This window comes from Anabaena sp. FACHB-1237, from assembly GCF_014696225.1.
Taxonomy (GTDB): Bacteria; Cyanobacteriota; Cyanobacteriia; order Cyanobacteriales; family Nostocaceae; genus FACHB-1237.
The window spans coordinates 1-17,150 of record NZ_JACJPV010000046.1; the positions used below are offsets into that span (position 1 = coordinate 1).

The window sequence follows — 17,150 nt, forward strand, 5'->3', positions numbered from 1 at the left end:
CAACTGGTATGAAGTACAGAGGAATCTGTTTACTTTAGTTGTACGTGAGCATATTTTTGCTAATCTTAATAGCGATCGCATGATCTAGAATACATAGATAATGTTTTTTGTCAATGCGTAAGTCCTATAAAAGAACGAATTATTTCCTTAATTCCTTCATCTGCGTGTTTTGCTGCTAGTTTCCAAAAACCAGGATAACTCATCACTTCGGCAAAATCTCTTAAATCAAAATCGGTTTTTTTATAACCTTCCCGCTTCAAACTTAAAACCGCATTTGGCCCAGCATGAACTGTATGATCAATCATCCTGGTAAAATGAACCCCTAAAAACGGAAAGTCCGGGTTAGGAACTGGATAAATGAGAGTTTTAACCAAATAGCGTTTTTCCGGTACTAATTCGTAATATTCACCGCGAAAGGGAACGATTTTAGCCTGGGAGTTAAGGTTATTTAATTGTGCAATGCGATCGCTATGTAATCCGGCACAATTAATAATAAATTTAGTTTCAAAATGTCCCTGATTTGTTTCTAAAACTTGATAGTTACCTTTTTTGATAATTCTTAAAACACGAGTATTAAGACGTAAATCTCCCCCTTGTTCAGCAATTAACTCCGCATATTTTAAACAAACCTGTTTATAATTCACAATTCCTGTAGATAAAACCTTAATTCCTCCCACACAACTAACATGAGGTTCAATTTCCTTAACAGCTTCTGGAATAATCCTTTCCACAGGAAGACCATTTTGTAAACCACGTTTATAGAGATTTTCTAAGGCAGGTAATTCATCTGCACTAGTGGACACAATCACCTTACCACAAATTTCATGATCAATATTATATTTCTCGCAAAAGTCCACCATAGAACGACTACCATCACGGGAAAATTTAGCCTTAAAACTGCCTGGTTTATAATAAATACCAGAATGAATCACACCGCTATTATTTCCTGTTTGGTGAAATGCCCATTGACTCTCTTTTTCTACCACTAAAATTCGCGCACTAGGGTACTTTTTACCTAAAAACATTCCCGTAGAAAGTCCGACAATTCCCCCACCAATAATTGCAAAATCGTACATAGTTTTAGCTTCCAATTACCTGCCAATAATTTTAATTACCTATGTTACCAAACTTTCCAAGGAGCTTTACTACTTTGCCATAAATCCTCCAAATAATTCTTATCTCTTAAAGTATCCATTGGTTGCCAAAAGCCATCATGTTTATAAGCAGATAATTGTTGTAATTCTGCTAATTTTTCTAAAGGTTCTTTTTCCCACACAGTGGCATCATCACTAATAAAATCAATTACTTGGGGTTCAAGCACAAAATAACCGCCATTTATCCAAGCACCATCACCTTCAGGTTTTTCCTTAAAAGTAGTAATTTTAGTTTGTTCATGTCCTAAAGAAATCGCTCCAAATCTACCAGCAGGTTGCACAGCACTTAATGTGGCTAATGTTTTTTGTTCTTGATGAAATTTAATCAATTCAGTAATATTAATATTGCTCACACCATCACCATAAGTAAAACAAAAACTTTCATTACCAATATGTTCCTGAACTCGTTTTAAACGTCCTCCAGTCATAGCATTATCACCCGTATCTAATAAAGTTACCCGCCAGGGTTCTGCATATCCACAATGAACATTCATCTGATTAAATCTCATATCAAAAGTCACATCAGACATATATAAAAAGTAATTAGCAAAATACTCTTTAATGATGTAGCCTTTATAGCCACAACAAATGATAAAATCATTAATACCATGACTAGAATAAGTCTTCATAATGTGCCATAAAATTGGTTTTCCACCAATTTCTACCATCGGTTTAGGTTTAATACTAGTTTCTTCACTCAACCTTGTACCCAAACCACCTGCTAAAATCACTGCTTTCATTTTATTACCTCAAAATCTTTACAATTTACAGATAATTCTCTGACTTTTTACAATCAGGATAAAATGCACAATAGACATCCCTAAGAATTACAATCTTTTTACAGTAGATTAGACTTCTAGCCTGATTTCTACAAGATGTCTAATAATCACCAAAAATTTAGTTAAGTTTTACCTAACTCTTAATTTTTGTTTCCTAATGCCATAAACATAATTTATATATAAATTCCCACTAATTAATGAAGAAAAGGTAAATTATGATATTTTCTCTGTAAATTATTGATAAACATCTAATAACTTGATGCTATTTTTTCTTACATTTACTAGCAATTAGAAATCACGTCTACACAGACAAAATCTGACTACGCAGGTTAGAAATCCATTCGTGTTTGATTAGTGTAGTAGCGAATTATATTCGCCCTTTTAAAACTACCAGTATTTTATTCTCAATTTCTCAAAAACTAAGTTAAAATCATACCAGTATATCAGAGTATGATCATGGCACACCGTAGAGAAAACCAAAATCATTGCCAAATATTAGCCCTAACTTTTCTCAGTGTATGCTTTAGTTTAGGTCTGAGTATTGGTGTTACTATCCAATTTGGGAGAGTACAAAAATTAAATGCTACCACCATAGAAACACCAGCTATAGAAACACCAACAGAAATACCCGATTCAGATAATAACACCAATCAAGAAAATAACCCAGAGAAAATCATCACCATTAAAGCCGTAGGTGATATAATTCCTGGTACAAACTTTCCCAGTCATAGATTACCAAAAGATCCCGATCAATTACTACCCCAAACTGTCAGAGCATATCTCACAAGAGCCGATATAGTATTTGGTAACTTTGAAAGTAATTTAACCAATCATCCTTACAGCAGCAAAAATATTAATAATGCACAAACTTTTGCTTTTCGTTCTCCACCAAGTTACGCCAAATTGTTTGCCAATGCAGGATTTAACATCTTTAACATTGCCAATAATCATACAATGGATTTTGGTAAAATAGGTTTTCAAGACACAATAGAAAACCTAAATTCTGTAGGTATTAAAACACTAGGACATAAAAATCAGATTCTTTATGTAGAACATCAAAAAGTCAAAATTGCCATGATTGGTTTTACTACCTATAACCTATACAATTCTGTTCATGACTTAAATACAGCCAAAAATCTTGTTAAACAGGCTGAAAAAAATGCCGATATAGTCATAGTTTCTATGCAAGTAGGAGCAGAAGGAACTAATGCAATGCACGTTAAAGATCAAACCGAATATTTCTATGGGGAAAATCGCGGTAACTCGGTTCAATTTGCCCGTAAAATGATTGATACAGGAGCAGATTTAGTATTAGGCCATGGGCCCCATGTACCCAGAGCAATAGAACGTTATCAAGGTAAAATAATCGCCTATTCATTAGGTAATTTCATCGGTTATAAAACTCTATCTACCACTGCCCAAACAGCTTATTCTATGATCTTAGAAGTTAAACTTAACTCCCAAGGTGATTTAATATCGAGTAAAGTAATTCCCATCCACATTAATAAACAAGGTATTCCACAATTAGATCCCTATTTCCGCACAGTGGGATTGTTAAAGTACCTCAATGATCATGACTTTCCTAAAGGTAACATAACTTTTAATCAAAAAGGACAAATTATAGATAAAATACCATCAACAATTGCTGACAATAATTGACAATAACAACAAGATACCCGAGTTATTAAAGAATTCGGGTATCTGACTCTTGGGATTAGTATATAATGAATGGAAACTGCTGTTTTATTTTCATAAAATCACCTTATCATCTTTTATGATCATCACTTTTATAGTTGCTTGGATAGTATTTGTCATCTTGTTAAAAATTGTCAAAACCACTATTAAAACTGCTGTTACCTGTGCAGCTATCATAGTATTATTATACTTAGGTTTTGGCGTAACACCCCAAGATATTTGGCATAAAATTACTGAGTTAACTCAACAATTTTCGCAGCCATCTGGACGTTAATAATTAGAAATCTCCAGAAATTAGGTTTTCCCCTAGACAGATTAAGGGTTTCAGTTTCTTTTTCGGAGATGTCTATTGACAATTGGGCGTTGCTGAACTCAGGTATGAAATTAAGAAATTCAAAATTTGCAACTTTGCATCTAACGCATTAAAATTGCTTAGACTCGCTGATACAAAAAATAAATATCATACTCCAATTCAGCAACGCCAATAATTCCTATTATTTGGATAGGGAGTAACCAAAATCTACAGATAAAGGGTAAAACTTTCCTATTCGAGCCACCCAGCCACAAAGAAACGCGCTACAACCAACCTTACTAGGCTTAGAATAGCCAGATAAATAAAATGGACAGTATTGGATTCGAACCAACGGCCTCACCCATGTCAAGGGTGCGCTCTAACCAACTGAGCTAACCGTCCTTGATCACACAGTTACCAAATCTATCATATACTCTAAAATATGTCAACAAAAGAAATCAAGAAAAAATTAGATAAATGATTTATCCTAATGACGCTATTATCAATCAAACTTGTGATTCTATTCTGACCCGCGCTTTACAAGGTTTTGATATATCCCCAGAGGAAGCGGTAATTTTATTAAAGCAGAGTGATCCACAAGCGATACCTTCGGCGAGCGACACCATCGCACAAATTCAATTTACAGCCGATCAACTTAGAAAAACTCAAGCTGGGGATATTGTCACCTATATCATTAACCGGAATATTAATTTTACCAACATTTGTGAACAACATTGTAGTTTTTGTGCATTTCGTAGAGATAATCGTGATACTGATGCTTATTGGTTAAATTGGGGACAAATTTTAGAAAAAGCTGCGGATGCGGTAGAACGCGGTGCTACTGAAATATGTATGCAGGGAGGATTAAACCCTCAAGCTAAAATTAATGATAGTGCGTTAAGTTACTACATTAAACTGGTGGAAACTATTAAAACCGAATTTCCTAAATTACATTTACACGCTTTTTCACCTCAAGAAATACAGTTTATAGCGAGAATGGATGGAATTAGTTATGGTGATGTAATTATAGCATTGCGGGACGCTGGACTGGGTTCAATACCAGGAACCGCAGCAGAAGTTTTAGATGATGATGTGCGGAAAATACTCTGTCCTGAAAAAATTACCAGCGCGACATGGTTAGAAATTGTCACTACTGCCCATCAATTAGGTATATATACCACGAGTACAATGTTATCAGGACACATTGAAACGCCAGAACAACAAGTTATACATTTAGAAAAATTGCGATCGCTCCAAAAAACTGCTATAGAAAAAGGATATCCTGCCAAAATCAGCGAATTTATATTGTTACCGTTTGTGGGACAGGAAGCACCCAAACCTTTGAAAAAACGGGTAGGTAGAGATCAGCCTATTTTAGAAGATGCGTTATTATTAACTGCTGTAGCCAGAATATATTTAGGTAAATATATTCCTAACCATCAACCCAGTTGGGTAAAATTAGGACTCGCAGGAGCTACGGAAGCGTTAACATGGGGATGTAATGATATTGGTGGTACATTAATGGAAGAACATATTACCACAATGGCTGGGGCAGTGGGTGGAACTTGCATGGAGGTAGAAACTTTACAACAGGCGATCGCTTCTCTTGATAGACCCTTTAAAGAAAGAAACACATTATATCAATTACTCTAAATGCTGAAATCTGAAAGCTGACTACTGACAGCTTTTTTCACTTTTAGGGAGATTTGATCCCAAATCAAGATAGGATAGATTGTAATTTACGTATTGAATTAATGCTTATGAAGCGGTATTTTTCGCGTCTACTTGCCCTAGTTTTAGTTGTAGCAGTTGGTTTATACGGCTGTAGTGGTAGTCCAGATAGTTTAACTGGGGATTATCGCCAAGATACCTTAACTGTAGTCAATGTCATCAGACAAGCTATAGAATTAACTCCAGAGTCTTCTAACAAGGCGGCTATTCAAGCTGAAGCTAAACAGAAAATTAATGATTTTTCAGCACGTTATCAACGTAATAACTCTGTTACTACCCTAAGTTCCTTTACCACTATCAGAACAGCACTTAACTCTCTTGCTGGATATTACAGTTCTTATCCTAATCGTCCTTTACCAGAAAAACTTAAACAACGTTTAGCTAAAGAATTACAACAGGTAGAAACAGCTTTAAATCGTGGTGCTTAAAATCAACTATACATGATGATTTTTTCACAATTTCTTTAATGTTCCCCGTCCTATACAGGGATGGGGTTAATTAACGGTTAACTACTGTTAAATAATATTTACTTATTGAAAATAACAATTTTGTTCTGGTGGTGCATATCCTACTTTTCCTAATAATGTACCGCTAGAAGGGGAAGTAATACCACTTTGATAATATTGAGAAGCCACCGTTGCAGCTACTTGTTTAACGTCCAATTTGTTTAATAATACTATAGCGATCGCTTAGAATTTGACCAATAACAATAGCATTATTCACAGCATTAACCCAAATTTTCTCTCCACAGTGAAGACAAAATTTACTATCTGGTGGGTTTTGATGTCCTTGAGAACAATAAAGATTAGTCATTTGTAATTTTTGTAATTAATTTATTAACAATAAGATCCCAGATGTCTATTTTCATTTTATCATTAAGTTATGAATTGATAAAATATACAATACATCCCCAGAAATTGAATATGCGTTTTCCAGAACCCTTGTAGAGACATTCCATGGAACGTCTCTACATTATTTTTCACCAGATGTGTAATAAGTCGCGGATTTTGATTAAGCTAATGTGCAGCACTCACTGTATAATTAAAAAACCTGAAGTTACAGTAGCACAAGCATCTTGCTTGTATTAATTATTCAAGTTAAAAGCACAACAGCTTACTAATTAGATCCCTTATTAGCCAGATCATCAGCCATAGCATACCAAATTTGTAAAAAAGTAGCTTGATTTAATTTGCCACGTTCCTGACCAGGAAACAAGGGTGTAAATTTCTTATAAGTATCTAATCTTAAATCACTAAAAGATTCATACTTACCTAATTTTCCCTGTTTAGCCAATCTATCCCAATTATCAGCATCTTGTTTGCTATAATTTCCTATTTTTTTCCTAGCACTTTGACTTAAATTAGCTTGTTCTAATTTACTTAATAAATTATCAGCAATACTCTTCCATTCTGTAATTAAAGCAGCATCTTCTTGTTTATTAGTTAATTCCCGACCATTTAATTCTGGTCTTTGACTATAGAAAATTTCATTAACTGTGTTTGTAAAAACTACGTTAGAAATTTCTAATTCTGTCAAGCGATCGAACACTTGTTCAATAGTGCGTTGACTATTCTTACTAGTGCTATTATTACCTCCTTTAATATTACCATTTCCAGAAGTATTTTCTCTGGTTGGTGGAGTTAAATCCCTAATTCCATCTACTATAAAAGTTCCAGTTTTCCAAGCACCCACACCTACTAAACTGACTACACTAGTAATTATTAAACTATATAAACATGGCTTGAACCATTCTGGAACAGGCATTTTATAGACAAATAATTTAGTTCTACTATTAGCTTTTGCCACAGGTGCTACTACTACAGTTCTTATACCTGTGATAAAAGGATTAGTAGAACTACTAGTAGAAGTGTTAGTATTACTATTAGAAGCATGATTCATCAGATTATTACCTCCGGTTTTAGATGAATGAAAATTGTTAACCTGAAAAGTTGATCGTGGTAAATCTTTAATAACAGCTTTGGCATTTTGATAGCGATCCTTGGGATGATATGCCAGCATTTTCCTTAATACTTTTTCCAATGGAGGACTAACATTAATTTCTTTACCCCATAACCAACTAGCATGAAAACTATTATACAATTTTTGGGGATCTTTCCCTGTTAGTACGACTAAAACTGTCACACCTAAAGCATATAAATCGCTATTTGCTGACACTTTACCATCTTTTAATTGTTCATCTGGTGCGTAACCAGCTTTACCTAATAAAGTTACATTGCTTCCTAATTTAGCTTGCCAAAAACCCTGATTAGCCGGCAGTTGTTTTACACCGCCAAAATCAATTAAAACTGGCAAATTATCGCTAGTTCTTAAAATCAGGTTATCTGGTGAAATATCCCGATGAATAATCTTTAAAGAGTGAATATAATCCAAAATCGGCAAAACATGATGTAATAAATTGATTATTTCTTCTTCAGTAAAAGATTTACCTTTTTTCAATAGTTCAAAATAATTATTACCCTCTACATAATCTTGCACTAAAAAGAATAAATCTCTCTGATTAATTCTCGTTTGAAAAGCATCATGACAACAGGGAATTTGTGGATGATTAATTTTTCTTAAAACGCTGGACTCCCTATCAAATAATTCTTTAGCTTTTTGTAAATTTTGACTAGTTACTTGTGGGGCAAACTCCTTTAAGACACAATTTTTACGCAGATTGTTGCGATCAACCGCTAAATATGTCCGCCCAAAACCACCATGTCCCAAATTATGGGTAATTTCATAGCGGTTTTCAACTACCTGGCCTTTGGGTAATGGTAAAGCCTCACCACAGCTTGTACAAAATCGGCTAGTATCAGGATTGGCATGGTTTTTACTGCAATATACTTGCATAATTATCAAAGATAAACAGGGTCTATTTAAAGTTATACAATGATCTCCAGGTAATTTACGCAGTTATGCACAAAGTTATCTCAACCATCATCTGGTTAAAGTAGATGCCTATTGCCGATCCCCATCCTTGCTGCTGTTTAGTGTAATCCAAATTAGAAAATATTAACCTTATATTAACCTTTTGAAGCATACTTTGTCCAAAAAATCAGTTTTTTATAACCAGAATTAATCAGAATATTTTAAGTAGATTGAAAAATTGATAATAAAAAAATATCAATGATTTGTAATAGTTGACAGATGTATCCACTTCGTGATATATAGTTTTGTTTGGGTAGAGGTAAAAAAATCTCAACATTTCTTATCAAAACTTGAGAATTTTTGCAAAAGTACCCTAAAAAAGCTGCTAAAATCAACCTCTTCAGTACAATAGCCGCATAACAAGTTATAAAAAGTAACATATTAACTCATCACCTAATGTAAAGGTAATTGGATATCAAAATTCTTGATTATAGATATCCAAAATTTTAGCCTGTGCTAAAATCAGCGTACCGGCACAACGCAGGTGATGGGAAAAATGCCATGTTTGAACGCTTCACAGAAAAAGCCATTAAGGTAATCATGCTGGCCCAAGAAGAGGCCCGCCGTCTAGGTCACAACTTTGTGGGAACTGAGCAGATCCTCCTGGGTCTGATTGGGGAAGGTACAGGAGTGGCCGCCAAGGTGCTAAAGTCAATGGGTGTCAATCTTAAAGACGCTCGCATTGAAGTTGAAAAAATTATAGGTCGAGGTTCCGGTTTTGTGGCGGTGGAAATTCCGTTTACGCCACGAGCAAAGCGAGTTTTAGAACTATCCTTGGAAGAAGCACGCCAACTAGGGCATAACTACATTGGCACCGAGCATCTGCTGTTGGGCCTGATCCGTGAAGGGGAAGGTGTGGCAGCCAGGGTGCTGGAAAACCTCGGTGTAGATTTAACCAAGGTGCGAACCCAAGTAATTCGGATGTTGGGCGAAACGGCGGAAGTTACGCCGGGTGGATCATCGGGTCGCACTAAAACCCCAACATTGGATGAGTTCGGCTCGAACCTCACCCAAATGGCCATTGATAACAAATTAGATCCAGTGGTGGGACGTGCTAAAGAAATTGAGCGCGTGATTCAAATTTTGGGTCGTCGGACTAAAAATAATCCCGTATTAATTGGTGAACCGGGGGTTGGTAAAACAGCCATTGCTGAAGGTTTAGCCAGCCGTATTGCTAATAAGGATGTGCCGGACATCCTGGAAGACAAGCGGGTGGTGACGCTGGATATCGGTTTGCTGGTAGCAGGTACTAAATACCGAGGTGAATTTGAAGAACGTCTGAAGAAGATCATGGATGAAATTCGTCAGGCGGGTAATGTAATTCTCGTCATTGACGAGGTTCATACTCTCATTGGTGCGGGTGCGGCTGAAGGGGCAATTGATGCAGCAAATATCCTCAAGCCTGCTTTGGCGCGGGGGGAATTGCAATGTATTGGTGCTACAACTTTGGACGAGTACCGCAAGCACATTGAACGGGATGCAGCGTTGGAAAGACGTTTTCAGCCTGTAATGGTGGGTGAGCCTTCCGTTGATGAAACAATAGAAATTTTATATGGTTTGCGCGATCGCTATGAAGCACATCATAAGTTAAAAATTTCTGAGGAGGCTTTAATTGCGGCGGCTAAGTTATCAGATCGGTATATCAGCGATCGTTACCTCCCAGATAAAGCCATTGACTTGATTGATGAAGCGGGTTCACGGGTACGTTTAATCAACTCTCAGTTACCTCCAGCAGCTAAGGAATTAGACAAGGAACTGCGACAAGTCCTCAAGGAAAAAGATGATGCTGTGCGTTCCCAAGACTTTGATCGTGCAGGTGAACTGCGAGACAGAGAAATGGACATCAAGGCGCAAATCCGTACTATTGCCCAAGCTAAAAGCAATGCAGCTAATGGTGATGGTATTGAACCTGTAGTAACAGAAGAAGATATTGCTCACATTGTTGCCTCTTGGACAGGTGTACCAGTGAATAAACTCACAGAATCTGAATCTGAGAAGTTACTGCACATGGAAGACACCTTACATCAACGCCTTATCGGTCAAGATGATGCGGTGAAAGCGGTATCTCGTGCGATTCGTCGCGCTCGTGTGGGGTTGAAAAATCCTAACCGTCCGATCGCTAGTTTTGTTTTCTCAGGTCCCACTGGGGTAGGTAAAACTGAGTTGGCCAAGTCTTTAGCTTCTTACTTCTTCGGTTCGGAAGAGGCTATGATTCGCTTAGATATGTCCGAATACATGGAGCGACACACTGTTAGTAAATTAATTGGTTCACCTCCAGGTTATGTAGGTTATAACGAAGGTGGTCAATTAACAGAAGCAGTACGTCGCCGCCCTTATACCGTTGTGCTATTTGATGAAATTGAAAAAGCACACCCCGATGTTTTCAATATGCTGCTGCAAATTTTAGAAGATGGTCGTTTGACTGATGCTAAAGGACGCACGGTGGACTTTAAGAATACATTGTTAATTTTGACATCTAACATTGGTTCTAAAGTAATTGAAAAAGGTGGTAGCGGTATTGGTTTCGAGTTCGCCCAAGATGCAACGGAGTCACAATACAACCGCATTCGTTCCTTGGTAAATGAGGAGTTGAAGCAATACTTCCGTCCTGAGTTCTTGAACAGGTTGGATGAAATTATCGTCTTCCGTCAGTTGAACAAGGCAGAAGTTACGGAAATTGCCGAAATTATGCTTAAGGAAGTATTTGGACGCTTGACAGAGAAGGGTATTACTTTAGAAGTGAGCGATCGCTTTAAGGATCGTCTCATTCAAGAAGGTTATAGCCCCAGCTACGGAGCAAGACCATTACGTCGGGCAATTATGCGCTTATTAGAAGATAGTTTGGCGGAAGAAATTCTGTCTGGACGAGTCAAAGACGGTGATATTGCTTATGTTGACGTTGATGAAAATGGTGTAGTTCAAGTGACTGCTAAAGAGCGCCGGGAGTTAGTTGGTTCTGGTGTGGAGTAGTAGTTAGTTTTTGTTAGTTAAACGGTGGAGGATGTATGTTCTCTGCCGTTTTTTTTGGGTTTAGAAAATATAGTACTAGTACCACCCCATACCCATGACAAAACCATTTTGGAATTGTCACAAATCAGGATAACCAGGATTTGAGGATGTGCAGGATGTAATTTATCAGTTGTTTGTTGGTGGTTAATATTGGAATTGTCACAAATTATCATCAACAGAAAAATCATTCACTTCCTACAAACTATTCATATACCATTTAAATAGTTTTGAATGTTGTTAATTCTGCCTTCTTGATCTATTTTAGCTTGATATAATTCGTTGTAAAATTGAACATCTACTTCTCGCCAACTTATCCAACCAATATTGTGGTATTTATCGTCTGTAAAGCTGTAGGCTATAAATTCGGGAGTACCCTTGACTGAAATAACACAGAAGTCATCCTTGCCACCAATTATGACTTGATCTGGAGTATAAACTATAATTTTTAAGTTAGAGCTTTCTAAGACAGATTTAATACCATCATCTGTAATGTTATTGTAGAAATCTCTAAATTCATTTTCATTATATTCTATAAAGTATCTTTCTTTGACTTCTACTGTAAAGAAATTCTGTAACTGCTGCTTATCTGATAATTTTTTTAAAAAATCTATAGTACATATTGCTTTTACTTGAACACCGTCATATTGATATAATTCCTGTAACGTCTGAATTTCTGAGAAAGCAATTCTCCCTTGTCTTAAATACAAACTGTTATGCACTAATTTTTCAAGACTAGTTATTCTGCTGATAAGTTCAGGCATATTTTGATGTATGGTGTAATTAGTATCCATGACAGGTATTAATTCTCCAGTGTCACTAGTTAATAAATGTTCTTGTAATTGTAATTTAATACTAGCCAAATAACTTTCATAATTTTTTTCCCAATATACAGACTTTATCTCTAGCAATTCGTCAAGTGTTTCGGTGTCACTAGCTTTCCATGTCACCACAAAATGTCCTATTGTTTTTTGATTTGATAATTCATGACTTTTAACTTCCCAAATTTCAACACGTCTATATCTAAGATTCTGCTGTCTAATATCCAGATTATAATCATTACTTAATTGATAACCATAATAAGATTCTTGTTGCTGAGTATTTGTTTGTCTGAACCCAGCATTAGCTTGTAACTGATTAAAGTCAACTCTCCATCCTGCTTCTCTTGATCTTGCACTCTCATTTTTTTCTCCGGTCATTCCTGTAATAGTAATGTTTACTGTTCCTGCATTGGAACTAGCATTATGTGTTTTCTGTGGATTCCGTTCTAGTGTTATTTTCAATAAATTATTTTGACTAAAATTCAACATTCTTAGCAAAATAGATTTACCTTTCATTTCATAAATTAAAAATAGAAATACTGCCAGAATAACGCTATAAGGAATTAGAAATACCCAAGGATTATTATCTTCTTCTAAATATAATCCTGACATCACTAAATCTAAACTTGATTTTGAAGAAAATTGACTACTTTTATCAAACGATAAATCAACACATAAAATATACTTTTGTTCTCTCTCATCTTGAAATGTGTAAAATAATGTTCTTTGAATATTAGGATTTATTGTATCGTTGATATCTATATAAACACCAGTAAGTGCTGTTTTTCGACCGTTATCATCTTTCTGGAAATAATTCTTACCATACTTATTTTTAGTGGCGTTATACCAAGGCCTACTTTGAAAATCTGCATCTGGTTTATAATTTTCATTAGTTAATGGATATGATAGCAAAAAACCTGTTTCTAGGTTAATAATATAAATATTATCAATTGTCAAATAAGGCATTGATTTTATATATTTATCATCATCTGCTAAATACTTCATGACAGCCTTAGTATAAAGATTTTTATTTTCATCATTATTATTTGTATTGGACTTAGGTTTAATCTTGTTAGTCATTTCATCGGTAAATCTTAGAAAGACTTCATCCTTTCTGCTATCCTCCGGATTTTTCCCTTTGCTACCCTCCCCAGCAAAATTACTCGCGGCTACATAATCATAATAAACTGTTACTTCCCGTCCTGTCTTTTCTGTTTTCCATATAACACCACCAGAATGAGGTAATCCCTGATTTATTTTTTTACCTGTCTGGTCATTTGTTTGTAATTGTGTATTTAATAAAGTTGATGATATCAAGTTGTCTAACTTGTCTTGGGCTTTTTCGATAAATTCAGATAATTCAATTGAACTGTTATCTTTTAGTTTTTTATCTTCTAGTTTTTCATACCACGAAGTTATTTTTTTATATTCTTCTATTTCTCTATAACTTCCTACCAAATATCCAGAGACAATGATAATAACAGTTGCTCCTATATAGAACAATGGAAAATTGCGTATTTTGGATAGTTGCTTTTTAAATCTTTCCATAATATTCCACCCTTAAGTATAAGTCGGTCGTCCACTATTAGTAGAGCAGTCCAGATATCAAAAGTCTTATTATTGCAAGACCTTATGTAGTCCGCTTGACTCTAACGGAGAAGGAAATTTAATATACATAACACATAATCATAATAACTGATACTTAAAAATATGTCTAGGGATTGGAAAAAATAATCTGAGTTTGATGAATTTTCGCAAAAATCGCTTGAAGCGAGAAGTAAGAACCAGTTTTCTCATTATGTTTCATTAGTATTTAAGTAAGTTCTTAACTCAGCGATCGCTTCAGTTGCGGTTTGAGGTTTAAGATTACCAGTTCTAAATTCAGCTAGTGCTTCCTGTGATGAACTTGCTAATTCTTTTCGTCGCATATCAGCTATTCTACGTTGTAGGATACTAATTAGTAGTTCTTGTTGATCAAGTGGTAGGTCAGTCACTAGATTGAGAACTTCTTCAAATGTGTTAATTTGTTGCATAAATGCTCTCAACTAAATTACTTTATTTATTTTAGTATTTCTCTTGTAGCTTTGCTAATAATGAAATATCGCTATCCCAACCAATATTCTAAACAGCGATTCCTACGGAGTGCTTCGCTATCGCACACAATTACCCTAATTTAATTTTAGGCGATCGCTATTCCAACCTATTCCTAATTCCTAAATTGTGATAGCACTAATCCTAATTCCGATCTATATCTTTTGTCCATTCCACTAATCTTAGTAACCACCAAATCCCGAAAGACTTGAAACCCTTAAAAATTACAAACGTTACATTTCCACCACTTAACGCAAAGAGTAGTAAGTCAATTGGTACAGCTAAGATTGCCAATGCTAAACTGATAAGACCTATTTATTGGTAAAGCTATGAAAATGTACAATGTAAAATCAAACAACAACAACAGAGCTTTGAGCATGGAAGTGAGTAAATTTGAATAATGTTGGAGCTTATTTTACCAAATCATATATTATATCGTCCAATAAATTAATTTTTTCATACTCATTACCCAACAGCGATTCCGGCGAGCTTAGGTATCGCATTAACCATGCTTGATGAGGTTGCTCCAGGATATAAAACGCAGATAAACGCAGATAATTTTTGTCTGAATCAGGATAACCAGGATTTGAGAATGTACAGGATGTAATTTATCAGTTATTTGTTGGTAGTTAATATTGTAATTGTCGCAAATCATCATCAACAAAAAAATACTCAACTTCCTACAAACTATCATTAAATAATATCCTGTAAATCCTTTAATCCTCTGTAATCTTCAAACTATCACTAGGAGAAAGTAACTCAATTACAAAATCAGGACAAATGGGAGGAAAGTTTCTCTTAGTAATGTTTATTACCGCTTCTGTCTTCCCAATAACGATCTCCTTGTTTTCCTTTAACCCGTCCAAGAAAGTTACCAGATACATCGTAGCACTTGTATCGGCTTCGGTTCCAATGCACCTTCTTCTCCACTCTCACTGTGGCTGGAGCGTAGATTTCAATAAGTCGTTGTACATCTGGTTTAACACCAAACTTGGTTAATTGTATCTGAGGTGGATTTTCGTTAGATGTAGAATGTTGAATTAGATCTTGGTATTCATCCTTTCCAACAATGTATTCCAGCGTTTTTGCACAGTCAAGGAAAGATGAAATATTACGAGCAACTATCTGCTTTGTTTGAATGTTGATAATTGCGTACCCTGCACCTTCATTGACCACAGCATATTGTCCTTGTACTGTCACATAAGCATTGGTATCTATTCTCTTAAGGTCACTCATTTGGCACTCACCAAGCTAAAAAGACAACTATTTTTAATATTCTCTTAATTATACAGAAGTATGTACTTATTTTTCTAGCACTAGCATATTTTCTATATTATTTTGTGTCATATATAGGACAAAACCCCACAGAATCGGAGTTTTCTGCTAAAAAACTCTTATTGCCGAAAATAATTGAAGTTACAAACGGCCATATTAGCCGTGACAAACTTTATGAGAACACACTTTAAAGGAGGTTATTTTACCAAATCATCCCCAAATTCAAAACAAAACCTTTTAAAACATCTTCTCCTGAAACCGTAGCGGGAGATTCCAAAACCTCAACCTCCTTACCAGGTCTATAAATTTCCACCTGAGGAGATTTACGATTAATTAATATACCCAAACGTACACCATTATCCATATACTCTCTCATCTTTTCCTGGGTAGTCTTCAAACTATCACTAAGAGAAAGTAACTCAATTACAAAATCAGGACAAATAGGAGGAAACTTTTGTTTTTCCTCATCAGTTAAAGCATCCCATCTTTCTAACTTGATCCAAGCAGCATCAGGAGAACGATCTGCACCATTAGGCAATTTAAAACAAGTAGAAGAATCGAAAACTATACCCTCCTGATTTTGCTCATTCCAAATCCAAAGTTGAGCAGTAATACCCGCATTACGATTTCCCGTTTCTCCCCCCGTTGGTGGTATAATTATTAACTCTCCATTTGCATTTCTTTCAAATCTCAATTCGCGGTTGTTTTGACATAACTGAAAAAACTGCTCATCAGTCATTTCTATTAATGATTTCAAATTGACAGTTAAAGCATTCATTGTCATATCCTCATTGAATGTTTACGGAGAAAATTTAACTATCTCATATCCCATTCTATATTATTAGTTACCAATTAATAGCAACTACCCCATAAGCGATTACTAGGTCGCGCTTCGCTATCGCTCACAACTACCCCAATTTTAAACGATTCCTGCGGAGCGATCATAAATCATTGATTCTGATGTATCGGTTTTATCATAACCAATTTTCTAATTTAAGTTCTTCAATTCTTAATAAATCAGAATCATTAGAAACGAGAATTAAATCACGGACAATTGCTGTAGCTGCTATTAAAATATCAGCATCTTGGATAGGAGTACCCTTAGCTTTTAATTTGGCATGAATTTCACAGGATTTTTCAATAATGTCTAAATCATCTAAAAATAATGTTTGATATTTTTGAAAAAAGATATGAAATTCGGACAATTGCTTGACAGCATTAATATATAAAAGTCCTCTCTTGATTTCATAATAAGTAATGCAGCTAATAAATACCATTCCTCCCTGAATATTGACTTCTCGGAGTTTATTATCTACAATGGCATTCTTTTTTAAAATGTAACTAACGATATTTGAATCTAGTAAATAATTCACGG

General features: G+C 35.3%; 14 protein-coding genes, 1 tRNA gene and 1 pseudogene. 5 read left to right on the forward strand and 11 right to left on the reverse strand.

What is annotated here, in order from left to right; translation table 11 throughout:
- Window positions 1-128 precede the first annotated feature (128 nt).
- Both lhgO and rfbF read right to left on the reverse strand, forming a co-directional pair.
- A pseudogene (gene lhgO / locus H6F32_RS17160) lies at window positions 129-1,076 on the reverse strand (L-2-hydroxyglutarate oxidase); the annotation flags it as partial.
- A gap of 44 nt (window positions 1,077-1,120) precedes the next feature.
- A complete protein-coding gene (gene rfbF, locus H6F32_RS17165; protein WP_190370519.1) occupies window positions 1,121-1,894 on the reverse strand; it encodes a glucose-1-phosphate cytidylyltransferase in 774 nt (257 codons plus the stop codon).
- A gap of 495 nt (window positions 1,895-2,389) precedes the next feature.
- On the opposite strand from rfbF, the gene H6F32_RS17170 reads away from it, so the two are divergent.
- Both H6F32_RS17170 and H6F32_RS17175 read left to right on the forward strand, forming a co-directional pair.
- Window positions 2,390-3,592, forward strand: a complete 1,203-nt coding sequence (locus H6F32_RS17170; protein WP_190370520.1) for a CapA family protein — start codon at window positions 2,390-2,392, stop codon at window positions 3,590-3,592.
- 115 nt (window positions 3,593-3,707) lie between these two features.
- Entirely contained in the window at window positions 3,708-3,902 is a 195-nt protein-coding gene (locus H6F32_RS17175) for a hypothetical protein (protein ID WP_190370521.1), read from the forward strand.
- 346 nt (window positions 3,903-4,248) lie between these two features.
- Here the strand turns inward: H6F32_RS17175 and H6F32_RS17180 are convergent.
- Window positions 4,249-4,322 (reverse strand) — tRNA-Val (locus H6F32_RS17180).
- Between the two features lie 75 nt (window positions 4,323-4,397).
- On the opposite strand from H6F32_RS17180, the gene cofH reads away from it, so the two are divergent.
- Both cofH and psb27 read left to right on the forward strand, forming a co-directional pair.
- A complete protein-coding gene (cofH, locus tag H6F32_RS17185; protein WP_199294616.1) occupies window positions 4,398-5,573 on the forward strand; it encodes a 7,8-didemethyl-8-hydroxy-5-deazariboflavin synthase subunit CofH in 1,176 nt (391 codons plus the stop codon).
- A gap of 101 nt (window positions 5,574-5,674) precedes the next feature.
- The gene (gene psb27 / locus H6F32_RS17190; RefSeq protein WP_190370548.1) at window positions 5,675-6,079 is read left to right on the forward strand and encodes a photosystem II protein Psb27; all 405 of its coding nucleotides are present in this window, start codon (window positions 5,675-5,677) and stop codon (window positions 6,077-6,079) included.
- Window positions 6,080-6,181: 102 nt separating this feature from the next.
- Here the strand turns inward: psb27 and H6F32_RS20975 are convergent, their stop codons facing one another.
- From H6F32_RS20975 to H6F32_RS17200, 3 genes are all read right to left on the reverse strand, one after another.
- A complete protein-coding gene (locus H6F32_RS20975) occupies window positions 6,182-6,313 on the reverse strand; it encodes a hypothetical protein (protein WP_277875076.1) in 132 nt (43 codons plus the stop codon).
- Window positions 6,303-6,464, reverse strand: coding sequence for a zinc ribbon domain-containing protein (locus tag H6F32_RS17195; RefSeq protein ID WP_190370522.1), 162 nt, complete (start codon window positions 6,462-6,464; stop codon window positions 6,303-6,305). The genes H6F32_RS20975 and H6F32_RS17195 overlap by 11 nt, the downstream gene beginning before the upstream one ends.
- A 303-nt stretch (window positions 6,465-6,767) precedes the next feature.
- Window positions 6,768-8,504 (reverse strand): serine/threonine-protein kinase, encoded by a 1,737-nt coding sequence (locus tag H6F32_RS17200; RefSeq protein ID WP_190370523.1) that lies wholly within the window; start codon window positions 8,502-8,504, stop codon window positions 6,768-6,770.
- A gap of 579 nt (window positions 8,505-9,083) precedes the next feature.
- Between H6F32_RS17200 and H6F32_RS17205 the strand changes: the two genes are divergently transcribed.
- Window positions 9,084-11,552, forward strand: coding sequence for an ATP-dependent Clp protease ATP-binding subunit (locus H6F32_RS17205; protein WP_190370524.1), 2,469 nt, complete (start codon window positions 9,084-9,086; stop codon window positions 11,550-11,552).
- A gap of 245 nt (window positions 11,553-11,797) precedes the next feature.
- On the opposite strand, the gene H6F32_RS17210 is transcribed toward H6F32_RS17205, so the two are convergent.
- The 5 genes from H6F32_RS17210 to H6F32_RS17230 all read right to left on the reverse strand — a co-directional run bounded on the left by H6F32_RS17210 (window position 11,798) and on the right by H6F32_RS17230 (window position 17,148).
- On the reverse strand, window positions 11,798-13,957 hold the full coding sequence (locus tag H6F32_RS17210) for a hypothetical protein (protein WP_190370525.1): 2,160 nt from the start codon (window positions 13,955-13,957) through the stop codon (window positions 11,798-11,800).
- A 248-nt stretch (window positions 13,958-14,205) separates the two neighbouring features.
- Complete coding sequence (locus tag H6F32_RS17215; protein ID WP_199294617.1) at window positions 14,206-14,442, reverse strand: hypothetical protein; 237 nt, start codon at window positions 14,440-14,442, stop codon at window positions 14,206-14,208.
- A gap of 856 nt (window positions 14,443-15,298) precedes the next feature.
- Window positions 15,299-15,736 (reverse strand): hypothetical protein, encoded by a 438-nt coding sequence (locus tag H6F32_RS17220; protein WP_190370526.1) that lies wholly within the window; start codon window positions 15,734-15,736, stop codon window positions 15,299-15,301.
- Window positions 15,737-15,977: 241 nt separating this feature from the next.
- Window positions 15,978-16,553: a Uma2 family endonuclease gene (locus H6F32_RS17225; RefSeq protein ID WP_190370527.1), complete on the reverse strand. Its 576-nt coding sequence runs from the start codon at window positions 16,551-16,553 to the stop codon at window positions 15,978-15,980.
- A gap of 196 nt (window positions 16,554-16,749) precedes the next feature.
- Complete coding sequence (locus H6F32_RS17230) at window positions 16,750-17,148, reverse strand: PIN domain-containing protein (RefSeq protein ID WP_190370528.1); 399 nt, start codon at window positions 17,146-17,148, stop codon at window positions 16,750-16,752.
- Window positions 17,149-17,150: the final 2 nt, after the last annotated feature.